Below are 17,049 nucleotides of genomic sequence, written 5' to 3'. Positions count from 1 at the left end.
TAGCTACACTATGATGTAGCTAACCTAATAATGGAGTGATAAAAAATGGATGAGCGCTTTAAAGCCTATTGGTTCACTGGCTTGATCGTCATACTGTCTTTTATCACTTTTATTGCAATGTCTACACCCACTCATCGTTATTTACAATGTGAAATCTTTGCTGAACATCACCAACAAAACAGTCACGGCATTATGCTGACTTATAAAGTCACCAACACCTCTGCACAATCGCTAAAGCTATTAAGCTGGTACACACCACTCGAAGGCTTTATGAGCAACTTATTTGAAATAACTGATAGCCAAGGTAAGCAATTAGCCTATCAAGGCCCAATGTTTAAAAGAGTGCAACCCTTAGAAGAAGACTTCATCGTTATTGAAGCAAACAACAGCCGCTCCATTACGCTAAACTTGCTCGATGCCTATAGCTTAACTGCAGGGCATTACCAAATTTCATTACGCCCAAAAGTGATGCAAATAGAATTAGCTCAAGGTTCAATAAGCAAACAACAATGCCTGCTTCCATCCATTAACATCACAGTGGATGCATAGATTAACTGCAACTTGTGATCTGTTACATATCAACGCCGCCTAGCTTTCAATCTCTGTACAAAAGTTGTGCAAATAATATTCTTATGCTACAAGTGGTACGATCAGAGAAAAATATTAACAATACTGACAAGCATTGGAGAGCTGACTGTGAAACCTATTACAACCCATTTAAACACCCCGTTGACACTTCTCACCTTAGGCTGTTTATTAGCCGCTTGTGGTGATGATTATAAATACATTAACACCAGCAATTATCAACCACCTGAACCAGTTACTCCGACGACACCACCGAGTTCAGCTCCCATACCTGCATTCGACGCTGACGGTATATTAAATGCCAACATACGTTGGACCGATTATGGCGTACCCCATGTTACCGCCGACAATTTGCAAAGTATGTCTTACGGTGTAGGTTATGCTTTTGCTAAAGACAATATTTGTGTATTAGCAGATCAAATCATTAAATATAACTCTCAACGTGCCAAATACTTTGGCCCTGATCTAGTGCCTGGCTCTGGTGATTCTGAACACCTGATCAACGATTTTGGCTATTTAGCCTTAGATATCAGAAAACAAGCTGAAAACAATATTCGAGGTATGTCAGCCAATAGTCAGGCATTACTGTCTGGCTATGCCGCAGGTTATAACCGTTACTTAGCCGATACAGGCGATCAAATTGACCCTGCTTGTGCGGGTCAACCTTGGGTGCAACCCATTACTAACGTTGACGTATTAACCTACTCTTTAGGGATCGCCCTACTACCTGGTGCCGCTAACTTCTTAGGGCCAATGTTTTTGGCAGCCCCTCCAGGAGAAAGCTTTGCGCCATACATGAAAGCCGGTATGGCTCCGGCACAAACCATCAAGTATCGTCCTAAAGTATCGCTACCAGAAAAAAATCCTCAAGATTTAGGCTCAAACGGCTGGGGATTAGGCAAAGATAAAACTGAAAATGGCAAAGGCATGGTATTAGCCAATCCACATTTTCCTCATACTGGCAATTTAAGGTTCTGGCAATTCCACAGCACCATTCCTGGCCATATGAATGTTATGGGTGGTTCACTTTCCGGTATGCCTGGTGTCGTCAATATTGGTTTTAATGAAAACGTTGCCTGGACCCACACATTCTCCAGTGCCGAACACTTTGTCGTATATCAATTAACGCTCGATACAAGCCGTTCGGATCATTTAACCCAAGTGATTGATGGCTCTCCTCGCCCTATCGATATGCGTGAGTTAACCATAGATGTTGCTGTTGCACCTGGACAAACCATCACATTAGCGAAGAAGAGTTACAGTACTGCACAAGGCCCGATGATCGTCGTCCCGGGTAGCTTTAACTGGGATGAAACATCAGCTTATGCGATTAAAGACGCGAATAGCAACAATTTAGACATTATAGACCACTGGTTAGCGATGAATTTAGCTGGCGATCTCAACGAATTTAAACAAGCCTTTAAAGAGTATGACGGCGTAATCTTTAATAACACTATGTCAGCAGATAGCAATGGTGATGTTTTTTACATTGATGATTCAACCGTCCCGCATTTAACATCGGTCGCTATTGAGCAACTAACGACAAACCCACTTCTGATTGGTGCGAAAAAACAAGCAGGATTTACTATATTACCAGGGCACTTATCGACATTTATTTTCGATACTTCAATACCTTATGAACAGGCTCCCAAATATGAAGGCACTGACTATGTACAAAACTCTAATGACAGTTTTTGGTTAACCAATGCTGGCATGCCCATCACGGGAGTTTCACCATTATATGGTCAAGTAAACAACCAGCAAACCTTACGCTCGCGCATGGCACATAAGTTATTAAGTGATGCCGCTGGTAGTGACGGATTATTTTCGCCCACAGAAGTTGAAACCGCCTTATTAAGTAATCGAAATTACTTAGGTGAAGCGGTGCTAAACGACCTACTCACCCTTTGTAACGCTCAGGGAAAAACCCCTGTTAATGGCAAAGACATTAGCGCAGGTTGTAATGCGTTAGCGAAATGGGACGGTACCATGAATAATCACAGTGCTGCGGGACACTTATTTAGAGAGTTTGCCTTCCAGTTTGCACTTGATCCGCAATGGCTAACCCCATTCAATGCAGCAGATCCACTTAATTCCCCCAGTGGCTTAGCACAAAATGATACCACGCTAGCGCAGTTCGCCACTGCAATCACCAAAGTAGAAAATGCCGGCATTGCGCTAGATGCTGTGTTAGCTGATGTACAATTTGTAGAACGCAGTCTGCCAAATGGCGCACCTTCAGGGGTCAAAATACCTTGGGCTGGTGCACATAATATTGAGGGTGGTTTCAATGTATTTAATGCTCGTACCAGCAATAATGGTACTTTGTTACCACGCCATGTCTACAATCCGCAAGATAGTACATCAATACTAAGTACCGAAGCTGGTGGATATCATATTGGCTATGGTAGTAGTTGGATGAGTGTGGTGAACTTTACCGATGAAGGCCCTGTAGCGCGTGGTTTATTGAGCTATTCACAATCACGCACCTATGGTGATGAGCATAACACCGATCAATCAGAACTTTACTCGACTCAACCACAGCTGCGTCCATTACGCTTTACTGAAGCAGATATCGAAGCACATAAAATTGCTGAGATAACGTTATCAAGTGCTGATGACTAAGACAAAACACTGACATAAAAAACCAGTCTAAATGACTGGTTTTTTATGGGTTAATGACCTAGTTTATTGATAAATTCGTTGAGCCCAGCGCGTTAATCCTCCGGTGACACTACCAAAATGATCCCCTACTACCAATGGCGTATTCGGCAACTGTTGTCGCAAAAACTCACTGATGACAGGCGATTTTGCCGTACCACCGGTAACAAAAACCACATCAGGCTGGCACCTTGCTTGAGTCACTGCTTCTGTCATTAACTGGCCAATGTTGTTTAACTGACTTGCGTTAGCCTCGGCCATCAGCTGGCGTGATATGTTTACCGTTAAATCACTGGCAATATCGCTTAACTCAATGGTTTGTTCGTTCATCTCAGACAAGCCAATTTTTGCTTGTTCAGCACCATTGACCAGTCGATAACTTAACTTTTCTCGATAAACCTGTAGCAAACGTGCAAACAGCTCTGGTTGCTGAGCATCATTGAATAATTGCTGTAAATAACGACCATTCTTTTCGCTATAAAACTCCGTCTGATCATTAACATTATTGATTGCCACCGCCTGATTATAACTACTCACTGGCATCTGCTTACCGGATTTCAACAGGCTCTCCATGCCTAAACTCGGCATAATGCCTTTCAGGGCAAGTTGAATATCAAAATCATTGCCACCAACTCGCACACCACTATGGGCAAGTAAGCTTGCTGTTCTATCAGTGTTTTGCTGATAATTCGGTCCCATCAATAACATCGAGCAATCGCTGGTACCACCACCAATATCAACCACTAAGACTTTAGTTTCTTTGCTCAAGGTCGCTTCAAATTCAAAACCTGCCGCTACTGGCTCATATTGAAACTCAACGTCTTTAAAGCCGACACGATGTGCTGCATTACTTAACACTTCAATGGCTTGTCGATTACTTTCTTCGCCTTTCAAGCCCTGAAAATTAATTGGCCTGCCAATCACGGCTTGGCTGATCTCTCGCTGTAAATTCTGCTCAGCTAGGCTTTTGATATTGAGCATCATGGCGGCAACAATATCTTCAAACAGGTTAATTTGCATTGGCACTAAACCACTCATCCCTAAAAATGATTTGGGCGATTTAATATAATAACCTTCCTCTGGCTCTTCGAGATAATGCGCTAATGCCGCTTGACCAAAGAATAACTTAGCCTCAATGCCATCAAGGCTAAGTTCTCGCAACGCCCGCTGTGCTTGTTGCAGTGGTAATTTTCGTGCCGCAAGAAAGCTGGATTTTTCTACTTCAGCTAAACGCTGATAGAGCCAATGGACAATAATTTCTCGGCTCGGCGCATACAAATTCGATGGCACTAAACGGCCATGATCGCCTAACGATAAAATTTCAGGCTGATCGCCCTCCATCACTCCGACAGCACAGTTCGACGTACCATAATCAAAACCTATCATTGAACCTCCTCAGCAAGCGAAAAAGTCGCGTAGCATACCGAGATTATAAGGCTTTCTCAAGTGATGAAATTTGTAGTGACGCGCCCGCTGTTGTAATAAGGGTAACAGCGACATCATGATGATGCTTTGACAAAAAGAAAATGCGGTTACAAGTGCCAACTTCTCACAAGTAACCGCAGTGCACGGGAAGAAATTACTGCAAAATACCAATTAATTCAATTTCAGCAAGTTGCATAAGACCATCATTATTCTTATTTTTGGTAATAGTTAATCGATAGCTACTAAAGGCAAAGCCATTGACAAAATCAAACTGTTTACGTTCAAAGCGTTCGTCCCAGCTTTCACCTACCCAATTGCCAATTTCAACCCAAGTACTACCACCATCATTTGAGCCTAACAATTGAAAGTTTTCCGGATCACGCGCAGGAGCATCATTTGCACTAGTAATGGCTAAACTACTGACAATTTGTGCTGACACTAAATCTACTTGAATCCATGACGGATCATCTACAGAAGGAGCGCCTTGCCAATCATTATGATCAAGCCATTTAGTGGTGCTATCATTATCAAAGGCTTGCGCTTCACTCTCACCGTCACTGATCGAGTTACGCGCACTATAGATCGCGCCAGCTTGTTCACTATGATCCACCGCCGCATATTGTGGCCCGATCAAGCCTACTTCAGCAATTTGCAATAAGCCGTCGTTATTGGCATTTTTTGTCACATTCAAACGATAGCTGCTATAAGCCAGCACATTGCTAAAATTAAATGCCTTCCGCTCAAAACGCTGATCAAATGCTTCGCCAACCCATGAAGCTAATGTCACCCAAGATTCACCACCATCGTTAGAACCAAGCAACGTAAAGTTTTCTGGATCACGCTCAGGTGCATCATTGGCACTGGTAAGGGTTAAGGTATTGACCACTTTTGCTTCCGGTAAATCGACTTGAATCCATGCTGGATCTTCATCCGAAGGAGCCCCTTGCCAATCATTATGATCGAGCCATTTGGTATTCACATCACCGTCAAATGCTTGCGCTGCTCCTTCCGCGTCGCTAATACTAAAACGTGCTGAATAACTAGCACCAGCCATTAGGCTATGCTCAAGCCCAGCTAACTCGGGGCCGATAAACTCAATCTCTGCTACTTGCATCAAGCCATCATTACCAGCATTTTTCGTGATATTTAAACGATAACTGGTATAGGCAAGCACATTAGTTGTTTGAAATGTTTTACGTTCAAAACGTTCATCAAATGCTTCACCTACCCAGGTTTCAAGCGTTATCCAGGTGCTTCCACCATCGTTTGATGCCTGCAAGTTGAAATTTTCGGGATCGCGAGAAGGTGCATCATTAGCACTAGTAATAGCGACCTTATCCACAGCAACCGCTTGTGGAAAGTCCATTTGAATCCATGATGGATCGGCTTCTGACGGCGCCCCTTGCCAATCATTATGATCAAGCCATTTGGTAGTGACATCACCATCAAAAGCTTTATCTTGGTTTTCTCCATCACCGATGCTATTTCGCGCAGTGATCACTGCATTTTGATTGGCTGAATGCACTAAGCTGGTATATATCGGCCCAAGTAAGTCAATTTCAGCTAATTGCATCAAGCCATCATTACCGGCATTTTTAGTGATATTTAAACGATAATGGCGATACTTAAGTGCATTAGCAAAGCTAAAGGTTTGACGTTCAAAACGTTCTTCAAATGATGCGCCAACCATATCTAGTAAGGTGCTCCATGTTTCACCGTCATTCGATGCCACTAAGGTGAAATTTTCAGGATCTCGTGCTGAGGCATCGTTAGCACTGGTGATCATCAAGGTATTTACTGCTTGTGGTTCAGCAAAATCAATTTGAATCCACGCAGGATCTTCAACACTTGGTGCCCCTTGCCATTCATTGTGATCGAGCCATTTGGTATTCACATCGCCGTCAAATGCTTGCGCAGCACCTTCTGCATCACTGATACTAAAACGAGCCGTCAAGGTTGCACTGGCAATATTTTCATCCGTGGTAATTTCATGGATTGGTCCACCAGACGATTTAGCATCAAATAATGCTAACGCTAAATCAATCACACTATCCGCGCTGTAACCTAACTCGATAGCGACACTATGATTAAGCAACGCCTGATAAAGCATGGCGCGTAATGCAGCTAATGCGTCTGCATCACCATCAATGGCTAGTGCTAAATATTCTCTTGCAGCCTGAAGATGTGCTTGTTGTGTCGAAGTAGACTCAAACTGTGCAAATGCCGCATTTAATAATGACAGCTTTATCACGGTTTCTTCTGCCATGATATCTGAACATTGCTCATCACCTTGCTCCGTTGTTTGACATTCTGAGCCAGTGACAAAATTTTCCACATGTTCAGCACTCACTACTGGGGTAGTAAATACATTTGTATTATTGGTTTGCCAACCTAATGCCCTGAGTAATAACGATGAATACTCCGCTTGTGCTAATGATAACAATTCAGGTGTTGAGACATTTCGCCCATCAAGCATCGCTTGTTCAATTAGCTCAGTCGCTAAAGTGGTTAACACGTTGGCTTGCATTTGACCATCTGCATTACCGTCAGCGTGGTTACCATAATCAACGGATAACTGTCCTAACGTGGTTAACTCTGTGCCAGCAATAAGCTCCCCACTGATGCTGTCCCCTAGATTTGCATCACCACAGCTTGTGGCATCACAAATCATGCTGGTATTCGCATCCGCACTAACGGTGAGTTTAACAAGACTGTTAATGCCAAAACCAGGCTGTGAAGTGAGTTCAACAAAATATTGGCCATTACTGTCAGTCAGCACTTGGCCAGTGGGCGTTAATGTACTGCCGTTTAATGCCTCTACGGTAATAGCCGCACCCGATAAATTTCCTTTGACAACAGAGCCCGCTAATTCAGCAGAGGTTGTTACAGGTGTCACCGGTATATCATTAGCATCCGGATCATTGTCGCCACCACCACAAGCACTTAACACACTGGTGATAAGTACCATAGGCAACGTTAGTCTAAAATTTCTTGCCTTATTCATAATAATTCCTTGCATATGTCAGCCGATTCAACCGTTGTTTACCATCGACTACATTCAAATTAATGGTTGTGATTGTTAGAAACGATAAGTCAATCCAGCGTATATTCGACGCCCGGTATAACTACTACTACGCAATCGTGCTTTGGTATCATCACCATAAAAAGTTCTTGATTCTTCTTCGGTTAAGTTGATCACAGAAGCAACTAATGTCAGGTTTTCCATTGGGCTATAAGAAGCGTTCACATCCACTTGCTGGTATGGCTCTTGGAAAACAGTTAACCCATCAGCAAGGCCTAAGGCTGTTTTACCACGACGGTTATACGATGCTCGAATGCTATAATTGTCGGTTTCATAATAACCAGAAAAGTTAAATTGGTTCTCGGCACTGCCAACCAATTCAGAATCCCCAATTTTTTCACCATCTATGCTGATATCGGCACGATTAGTATCATTAAGGGTGTAGTTAACATTGACTCCAAAACCATTGTTAAAGGCATGTTGAGCAAATAATTCTAACCCGCGGGATGTGGCGTTAGTACCATTAGCGGTAGTGCTAAACGGCGTAACTTCAATCTCACCCTTAGGCACAATTACTTGACCAGTATTGGGATTGGTATAGCCGTCAAATGGACGTGTTGAGCTAATGATTAATGGCACAATAAAGTTATCCACTTTTTTATTGAATATTGCCGCACCAATCGCAGAACCTTCACCGTAGTAATATTCAATCGATATATCACTTTGTACTGATTCAAAAGGTTTTAACGCTTTATTACCACCAGAACCTGACCAACCTTGATCAACAGGGTTACCACGAAACTCTAAGCGATCATCCGCCCATTCCTGCGAAATAAAGTTTAATTGCTCTGGCGCTCCCATGTCATTAAATGGCGCTCTAGACATAGTTTTCGCCATCGCAGCTCGCACCACTAAGTTGTCATTAACATCCCAAACCAAGTTAACACTTGGTAACAACTGCTTATCCTTAACCACACGTTCAACCGTTGTTTCAACCGATAACAAGCGATCTTCACCCAAAATATCTTGTTCAGTGGTATCGTCTATATCATCAAGGAAGTAGTTAATTTTATCGGACGACATGATCCCCGTTTCAGTTTCCACATAACGGACACCAAAGTTCCCCCGTAAATTGCGATAAGAGAAATCCGCCTGCACATAAAATGAGGTAATTTCTTCTTCAATATCAAAGACAAAATCTGGTTCACGTCGGGTATATTTAACGTATTCACTAGTAACTATATCGCGGTAACGATCCCAGTTAATCGTAGGCATAACGTTAACATCAAAACCGCCAGGAATATTTTGCTCAGAATTTTCATTCAAAATATCGGGCATTGAAGGCATACCACCTATCCAGTGATAAGCGACATTATCAATATCACCTTGATTGAATGGGTCTAACTCGCCACTAGCAATACCGGCAGCACCTTCAGGAGTAACAAAGAAAGTGTTATTTGTTTCTCGATGCAGTGTGGCATTACGATATTTAGCACCGACACGTAAAATATCAACAATGCCGTAATCAAGTTGATAATCAAGATCAATTTGTGCGTAATCTTCTTCAAGCTCACTAACAATAAAACTTGAGCCTGTTGAACCTGGATCGGGATCACCAGCAATACCGGCTTTTAAATTGTCTAATACCGCAGGATCAGCATATAAACTGACGCGATCACCTAAACGCCAGCCAGCAAATGCTGCGGCATTTTCCACTAAGCCAGAATCACTGCGTTTAGCCGGTTGACCACTTTTATATGCAGCACGCCAAGACTCTGATGGTCCACCTTCGGCTTTGGTATGACCGAATTTAAAGCGTAAATCATACATATCACCTTGATATTCCAGCCCCAAATCGAAGGTATCAGAAGTATCTTCTTCTTCGGTGTAACTACCAATTATCCAAGGAAATTCCATATTCCCTTCAGTACCACCTGCGCCAGAAGTAAAATCCATGCCAGTAACAACTGTGCCCGATTCATCAAAGTGCACCCCAGTTAAATGATCAGGGTTGTACTTCCATTCTGGGATCCACATTTGAGAATTGGTTCGATCTTGTCCTAACGTAAAACGAAAATAATTGAAGGTCAGCGACAAGTTATCTGAAGGTCGCCATTGACTGGTCAATTGAATACCTTCACGTTCACGTTTTTCCTCCGTAATACCAACACCGGCAACTTGAGGTACCCAGACACCTTCAGCAAGATTACCATAAGCATCTTCTAATGCAGAAAATCGGCGAGTACTGTCAGTAATTTCATTACCATGTATGTCTGCGGCAGGTGCATCATTACTCGTTGCCCAACGCCAACCGCCGCCTCCCGTGGTATTACCTCCTAAGCTACGGTTAGTGCGATCTTGTCGAGTGTAGCCAAACAGAAAACCTAAATTTTCTTGCTCGTTTTTCCACGAATAAACCCCACTGACACCAGGCTCATAATCTTCAGTCACATCGGCGTAGGTATATTCAACATTAAATACACCTGAGTTCGCTTGCATATCTAACGGCTTACGGCTATGCAAAATAACGGTGCCACCCACACCTCCTTCATCTAAACGTGCTTCTGACGACTTATACACTTCAACACGTTGTACCATAGTCGACGGTAATAAAGAGTAACTGAACGATCGGGAAGGTGAGCCTGGTGATGATGCGATAAAATTACCATTAAGCTGGGTAAAGGTGAGATCAGAAGACAAGCCTCGAATACTGACATTTTCCCCTTCACCGCCACTGCGAGTGATAACAATTCCCGGTACTCGCTGTAATGAATCCGCCACGTTTTTGTCTGGAAACTTACCAATATCTTCAGAGGTGATCGCATCAACAATCGCTGAAGACAAACGTTTAATGGCCAAGTTTTCTGCCATACTGGCACGAATGCCTCGTACTTCAATCACTTCAACCTCTTCGGCCTCTATCTTTTCGTCTTTTTTCTTCGCTTCTTCAGCATATGCGAGATTGAACGAAGCAAGCAGCGCAAGACTTAGCGCGGACTTTTTGAACATTCTAATACCCCCTGAGAATGTTCGATGATTATTATTCGTCATACCGTTCTCCAACAGTTTCTAATGTGTGGTAACTATTTTTATTATTACTTTACTTCGCAGGGTGAACTGCAAATCTATCACCCTTCTCAGCATAGGGTTATGAGCAGCGAAAGGGATAATATAAATTCGGTTAGGAATGCAATAAAATCGGCGTTGTGGTGGCAAATCATACAATTATCTTTAAAACCATGTATGGTACAAGCTCATGTGATTAACATTTCTATCAAACACTAAAATCAAAAGATTGATACGCAGAAGTAAATGGCGAACCCTTGCATAACAAGTGTTATCAAAGATAATAATAAACATAAAAATCAATAAGATGGATAAAGAAAGAATTCTCGAAGTTTGTATTAGTACAAGTGACATCGAAAAAATGACAAAAAACATTAGCGCTTGTTTAAGTGCCGGAGCACAAAGAATTGAGCTTTGTGCCAGCATGGAATGTGATGGATTAACACCAAATACCACTGAAATTAAAGCAGCAAAATCGGCGATGAATCAAAGTGGTGAATTGCTCATTATGATACGTCCACGACATACAAACTTTTGTTATGATAACAATGGATTAGATATGATGTGTCAACAAATTACCGATGCAGCCAACCAGCAAGCTGACGGTGTCGTTTTAGGTGTACTAAACCAAGCCAATCACGTCAATATCGATGCAATGAAGCGACTGGTTTCATGTGCTAAGCAACAACAACTCAGTGTGACCTTTCATCGAGCTTTTGATGCAATACCTAATCAGCAACAAGCAATTGAGCAACTTGCCACTTTGGGCATTAACCGCCTGCTAAGCAATGGTAACACCTGGCAGAATCGATATGCTCACACGCCAAATATTGAGAAACTGACCGAACTTACTACGACCATCAATGGGCAGTTTGAGCTAGTGATAGGTGGCGGTGTCACAACAAAAAATGCCGCTAGGCTATGGCAACTGGCTGAAAACTCGCATACTCAGATCTCATTACACTGTCATTCAGCCGTGCTCGATCAACATGGCAATATCATGCCATCAACGATTAATCACATTTTATCCTAGGGCAATATCAAGATGACAATCATGCAAAAAAATCCACTTTATCTCGGCATAGATGGCGGCGGCACTAAATGTAAAGTCCAACTTGAAGATGTTGCAGGTAATGTTTTAGCGGTAGGGCTTGGCGGACCAGCCAACGTAGTGCGTAGTCTTAGAGATACCCAAACCGCTATTATCAACGCAACTATTCAAGCCATTGAGCAAGCCAACCTATCACAGCAAGACTTTCATCGTATCATTGCTGTCGCTGGTGTCGCCGGCGCGAATGTGCTGCAAAGTAAAACGGCCTTAGAGAACTGGCGTCACCCATTTGCTCAATTACATGTGACAACGGATATGCATATCGCTTGTGTCGGTGCTCATCATCAACAATCAGGAGGTGTCATGATTGTCGGTACGGGTTTTTGTGCCGCGATCAAAACAGGTGATCAGATAAAAGAATTTGGTGGTTATGGCTTATACCTCGGAGACCATGCAAGTGGCGCAGCTCTTGGCTTAAACGCGATACAACAATGCTTCCAAGTACTTGATGGTGTTCTGCCGGCCACTCAGTTAAGCAATGCACTGCTCAAGCAGTTGCGCTGTCATAGCAATGAGCAGTTACTATCGAAGGTATTAACCGCTCAACCCAGTTTTTACGCACAATTTGCGCCACTGGTGTTTAGTTATGCACAGCAAGGCGATGATATGGCGTTAGCCATAGTGAAAAAAGCAACGGACTATATCCAGTTATACGCAAAACATTTGTTAACACTGTCACCGCAGCGTTTATGCTTACTCGGTGGTATTACCAATGCAATCAGACCTTGGCTTGATAACACACTTAGTAGCCAGCTATGTCAGCCCAAAAGCACGCCAGAAGCTGGGGCTATCATACTCGCCCGACAACTCAATTCATCTGGTTAATCTAATTGTTTTCTTAAGTGTGACGGCACTTCGCCAAATAGGCGTTGAAACTGTTTGCTAAAATAACTTGGCTCTGAAAAGCCACATTGATAAGCAATTTGTGAAATCGCAAGCGGCGTTTCCACAATTAATTTCCGCGCATTTTCTAAACGCACTTCATTAATAAACTGATTAGGCGTTTTCGCAAGATATTTTTTAAATCGGCGCTCTAACGCACTGACCGACAAATGTGCAAGTTCAGCTAACTCTTCAATGGTAATAGTGCGATGGTAATGTTCTCGAATGAAACGCACGGGCACTTCTATCGCTTTCACGCTGGAAAGTGCTTTAGAGGTTTTTTCCAGATGCCTAGTCACCCCATAGGTACCCATCACTTTCCCTTGTTCATCAACCAAAGTATGTTTAGATGTCGAGAACCAGCCAAGTTCTCCGCTTGCGGTTTGATTTAATTCCAACCGTTCCAACACACAATGTCCTTGCATCACACGCTTATCATCATTGACAAATTGAAAGGCTAAATGCTGAGGCGAAAAATCAAAATCAGTTTTGTTCAGGATCTGATCTAAGCTTTTGAAGCCAAGATGCTCAATAAATAATTTATTGCCATAAAGAATTCGACTTTCAGTATCTTTTATCCAAAACAATATATCAGGTAGCAAGTCAAACGCGGCTATTATCTGTTTAACGCCTACTTGTTGTAACAGTTCTTTAGCTTCCATATCACGACATTCTTAGCAATTTATAAAATTTCTATCTACATTGTAAACGCCGATTTTGTTTCATTGTCAACCGAAAAATTATTATCACTTCACAAGCCATCACCGTATTATCAATATTATCGTCAAATTAATGCTGATACTGCTGAGGTATCAAAAGGTAAATAAAATGCAGCAAAAAGTTCGAATGGGGATGGTTGGTGGCGGTGAAGGCGCTTTTATCGGTGCAGTTCATCGGATTGCTGCCAATATCGATGGTCAAATTGACTTAGTCTGCGGTGCGTTTAGCTCTGATGAAAATCGTAGTGTATCGTCTGGTCAAGCTTTGTTCCTGCCTAAGCAACGTTGCTACGCCAGTTACCAAACGATGTTTGCACAAGAAGCCAAATTACCCGCAGAGCAACGCATGCAGTTTGTCGCGATAGTGACCCCTAATCATTTACATTTTCCAATCGCAAAAATGGCGATAGAACATGGTTTTCATGTGTTATCTGACAAACCAGCAACACTAAATTTAACCGAAGCTACCAGCTTAAAAAACGTGATAGAACAGCACAATTGTCTCTATGGATTAACACATACCTATACCGGCTATCCAATGATCAAACATGCCCAGTACTTAGTGGCATCCCAAGCATTAGGTAACATCAGAAAGGTGATTGTTGAATATAACCAAGGTTGGTTAGCCAATAAAAATAATGAAGGCAGTAAACAGGCAAGTTGGCGGCTAAATAAAGCCCAATCGGGTATCAGCTGCTGTATGGGAGATATTGGTGTTCATGCGGCGAATTTAACCGAGTATGTCACTGGTTTACAAATCACTGAACTCTGTGCCGATCTCAATACGGTTGTCGATAATAGAGAGCTCGATGATGATGGCACTGTGCTATTACGCTTTAACAATGGCGGTAAGGGTGTGCTTATGGCTAGCCAAATTGCCACAGGAGAAGAAAATAACCTGACACTAAAAGTGTACGGTGATCGTGCCAGTATCGAATGGGCACAAATGGAGCCAAATAGTTTATGGCTACGAAACCACAATGAACCCGCGCAATTATTACGTGCAGGTGTCGGCGAACTTTCGCCGAGAGCGCAGCAAGCATTACGCACTCCAGCAGGTCACCCTGAAGGTTATTTAGAGGCATTTGCCAATATATATTGCAATTTTGCTCAGCAAATATGTGCTTTTGAACAAGGGCAACCAGCGAGCAATGCATTGTTCGATGTGCCAGGTATTAATGAAGCGATTCGTGGAATGGCTTTTATTGAAAACACAGTAGCCGCAAGTCAATCAGCGACTAAATGGCATACTTTTCAGATGGATAACGTAAATGAAACAAATTAAAGGCCCGGCAATATTTCTTGCCCAGTTCGCGTCAGATCAAGCTCCATTTAATGACTTTCGCTCAATCTGTCACTGGGCTAGTAACTTAGGCTTTAAAGGCATTCAACTGCCGACGACCGATAGCAGACTCTTTGATCTATCACTGGCGGCGACCAGCACAAACTATTGCCAAGAAATAACATCAATAGCGGCAGAGTATGGTTTATCAATAACGGAACTTTCAACCCACTTACAAGGGCAATTAGTCGCGGTACACCCGGCTTATGATCAAATGTTTGATAGCTTTGCCCCAGCGGAGTTAAGCGGTAAACCTCAGCAAAGAACACAATGGGCAATAGCGCAAATGGGCTTGGCAGCCAAAGCCAGCCAAAACTTAGGATTAACAAGTCATGCCAGCTTCTCTGGTGCGCTACTTTGGCCAACGATGTATCCTTGGCCACAACGCCCAGCTGGACTAGTCGAACAAGGGTTTGAGGAACTAGCCAAGCGCTGGTTGCCTATTCTTAATCAGTTTGACGAGGCAGGTGTTGATATTTGTTACGAATTGCACCCAGGAGAAGATTTACACGATGGTGTCACATTTGAGCGCTTTTTAGCCGCGACAGGCAACCATCAGCGAGCCAACATTCTCTACGATCCGAGTCATTTTGTATTACAGCAACTAGATTACTTAGCATTTATCGATATCTATCATGAGCGTATTAAAGCCTTTCATGTTAAGGATGCCGAATTTAATGCCAATGGGCGCAGTGGCGTCTATGGCGGTTATCAAAACTGGCTAGACAGACCGGGACGTTTTCGTTCTTTAGGTGATGGCCAAATCGACTTCAAAAGTATTTTCAGCAAATTAACGCAATATGGTTTTGATAGCTGGGCAGTTTTAGAGTGGGAGTGCTGTATTAAGCACCCTGAAGATGGCGCAAGAGAAGGAGCTGAATTTATCAAACAGCACCTGATCAGGCCAACGGAAAAAGCATTTGATGATTTTGTCAGCGTCGCAACAGACAAACATCAAAATAACCAAATACTAGGCCTAGATAAATAGGCATCAAATAACTGGATACTATAATGAATAATAAAGAAAGTTTATTTGTCTTTAGACTCTGCTGCATCGCACTTGTTGTGACGTCAATGACCTTTGCCATACGTGCCGGTATTTTGGGACAGTTAGGTAATGAATTTGGTTTAACGGGTACTGAATTGGGCTGGGTTAATGCCATGGCATTTCTTGGTTTTCCGTTAGCCACTATGATAGGCGGAGCCATCTATAATGCCATTGGCGCCAAAAAACTCGTCACACTTGCCTTTTTCTGTCACTTGTTAGGTTTACTATTAACCATATACGCGGGCGGTTTTTGGGGGTTATTAATATCCACCTTTTTAATTGGCTTTGCCAATGGCTCGGTTGAAGCAGGATGTAATCCGTTAATCGCCGAAATGTATCCTGATAATAAAACCACTATGCTTAATCGCTTTCATGTCTGGTTTCCTGGTGGCATAGTGATTGGCGCATTAGCCTCGAATGCCATGACATCATTAGGCTTTAATTGGCAATGGCAAGTGGCACTTATCTTAATTCCAACATTCTGTTACGGTGCCTTGCTGCTAAAAAGCCAGTTTCCTGAGTTTGATCGCCAATTTCACTCAACAGCCAGCAATCTGCGCCATTTATTCTCCCCATTGTACCTATTTTTAGTGGTGTGTATGACGTTCACTGCCACCACAGAACTTGGCACACAGCAATGGATTGAACGCATATTAAGTGCTAGCGGCGCATCGCCCATGCTAATGCTGGCGATGATCACGGGTTTAATGGCGGTTGGCCGCGCATTTGCGGGCCCTATTGTCCATCAATTTAGCCCCACAGGTGTATTGTTAGGTTCTGCAATACTCGCCGCAAGTGGCATTTTTCTGATGAGTCAGGCTCAAGGCTACTTTGTTTATATTGCCGCCATTCTTTTTGCCTTAGGCGTTACCTATTTTTGGCCTACTATGTTGGGTTGTGTCGCAGAATACACTCCAAAAACAGGCGCCTTAGGTATGTCGATTATCGGGGGTGCCGGTATGTTTGCTGTCAGTATGTGGAACCCTGTGATCGGTCATTGGATTGATGATGCCCGTGCACAAGCACAAGTTGCCAATTTATCACCGACAGAAACAGATTTTGTCGCCGGTCAAGCCGTGCTGCAAAACTTATTTATTTTTCCATGCGTCTTAATTGTTGCCTTTATTGGACTTTATCTGTTCATCAATAAAAGTAAAAAACAGCAATATGCTAAATCAGCATGATCAC

General features: G+C 42.8%; 11 protein-coding genes. 7 read left to right on the top strand and 4 right to left on the bottom strand.

What is annotated here, in order from left to right; all coding sequences use genetic code 11:
• The first annotated feature begins 45 nt into the window (after positions 1-45).
• Together IV514_RS00970 and IV514_RS00965 are read left to right on the top strand one after the other, a co-directional pair.
• Positions 46-549, top strand: a complete 504-nt coding sequence (locus tag IV514_RS00970) for a hypothetical protein (protein ID WP_206483050.1) — start codon at positions 46-48, stop codon at positions 547-549.
• Between the two features lie 147 nt (positions 550-696).
• Positions 697-3,210 carry an acylase gene (locus IV514_RS00965; RefSeq protein WP_346776882.1) on the top strand — a complete coding sequence of 838 codons (2,514 nt, stop codon included), beginning with the start codon at positions 697-699 and terminating at the stop codon, positions 3,208-3,210.
• 63 nt (positions 3,211-3,273) lie between these two features.
• Here IV514_RS00965 and yegD read toward each other — a convergent pair whose 3' ends face one another.
• The 3 genes from yegD to IV514_RS00950 form a co-directional block, all read right to left on the bottom strand.
• Complete coding sequence (gene yegD, locus IV514_RS00960) at positions 3,274-4,632, bottom strand: molecular chaperone (RefSeq protein ID WP_206483049.1); 1,359 nt, start codon at positions 4,630-4,632, stop codon at positions 3,274-3,276.
• A gap of 193 nt (positions 4,633-4,825) precedes the next feature.
• On the bottom strand, positions 4,826-7,675 hold the full coding sequence (locus IV514_RS00955) for a discoidin domain-containing protein (RefSeq protein WP_206483048.1): 2,850 nt from the start codon (positions 7,673-7,675) through the stop codon (positions 4,826-4,828).
• 75 nt (positions 7,676-7,750) lie between these two features.
• Positions 7,751-10,744 (bottom strand): TonB-dependent receptor, encoded by a 2,994-nt coding sequence (locus IV514_RS00950; RefSeq protein WP_206483047.1) that lies wholly within the window; start codon positions 10,742-10,744, stop codon positions 7,751-7,753.
• A gap of 322 nt (positions 10,745-11,066) precedes the next feature.
• Between IV514_RS00950 and IV514_RS00945 the strand changes: the two genes are divergently transcribed.
• The gene (locus IV514_RS00945) at positions 11,067-11,792 is read left to right on the top strand and encodes a copper homeostasis protein CutC (protein ID WP_206483046.1); all 726 of its coding nucleotides are present in this window, start codon (positions 11,067-11,069) and stop codon (positions 11,790-11,792) included.
• Between the two features lie 21 nt (positions 11,793-11,813).
• Complete coding sequence (locus IV514_RS00940) at positions 11,814-12,695, top strand: BadF/BadG/BcrA/BcrD ATPase family protein (RefSeq protein ID WP_206483045.1); 882 nt, start codon at positions 11,814-11,816, stop codon at positions 12,693-12,695.
• On the opposite strand, the gene IV514_RS00935 is transcribed toward IV514_RS00940, so the two are convergent.
• Positions 12,692-13,414, bottom strand: a complete 723-nt coding sequence (locus IV514_RS00935; RefSeq protein WP_206483044.1) for an AraC family transcriptional regulator — start codon at positions 13,412-13,414, stop codon at positions 12,692-12,694. The genes IV514_RS00940 and IV514_RS00935 overlap by 4 nt on opposite strands.
• Before the next feature lie 166 nt (positions 13,415-13,580).
• Between IV514_RS00935 and IV514_RS00930 the strand changes: the two genes are divergently transcribed.
• Genes IV514_RS00930 through IV514_RS00920 form a run of 3 tightly spaced genes read left to right on the top strand, consistent with a single transcriptional unit; the run spans position 13,581 to position 17,045 of the window.
• Entirely contained in the window at positions 13,581-14,756 is a 1,176-nt protein-coding gene (locus IV514_RS00930; RefSeq protein ID WP_206483043.1) for a Gfo/Idh/MocA family oxidoreductase, read from the top strand.
• Positions 14,743-15,801, top strand: coding sequence for a sugar phosphate isomerase/epimerase (locus tag IV514_RS00925; protein ID WP_206483042.1), 1,059 nt, complete (start codon positions 14,743-14,745; stop codon positions 15,799-15,801). Before IV514_RS00930 ends, IV514_RS00925 begins: the two co-directional genes overlap by 14 nt.
• A gap of 23 nt (positions 15,802-15,824) precedes the next feature.
• On the top strand, positions 15,825-17,045 hold the full coding sequence (locus IV514_RS00920; RefSeq protein ID WP_206483041.1) for an MFS transporter: 1,221 nt from the start codon (positions 15,825-15,827) through the stop codon (positions 17,043-17,045).
• The last annotated feature ends 4 nt before the right edge of the window (positions 17,046-17,049 follow it).

The sequence above is a fragment of the Thalassotalea sp. G2M2-11 genome, from assembly GCF_017168195.1.
Lineage (GTDB): Bacteria > Pseudomonadota > Gammaproteobacteria > Enterobacterales > Alteromonadaceae > Thalassotalea_E.
The sequence above is the reverse complement of the archived record's forward strand: the minus strand, read 5'-3'. Positions and strand labels throughout refer to the sequence as shown.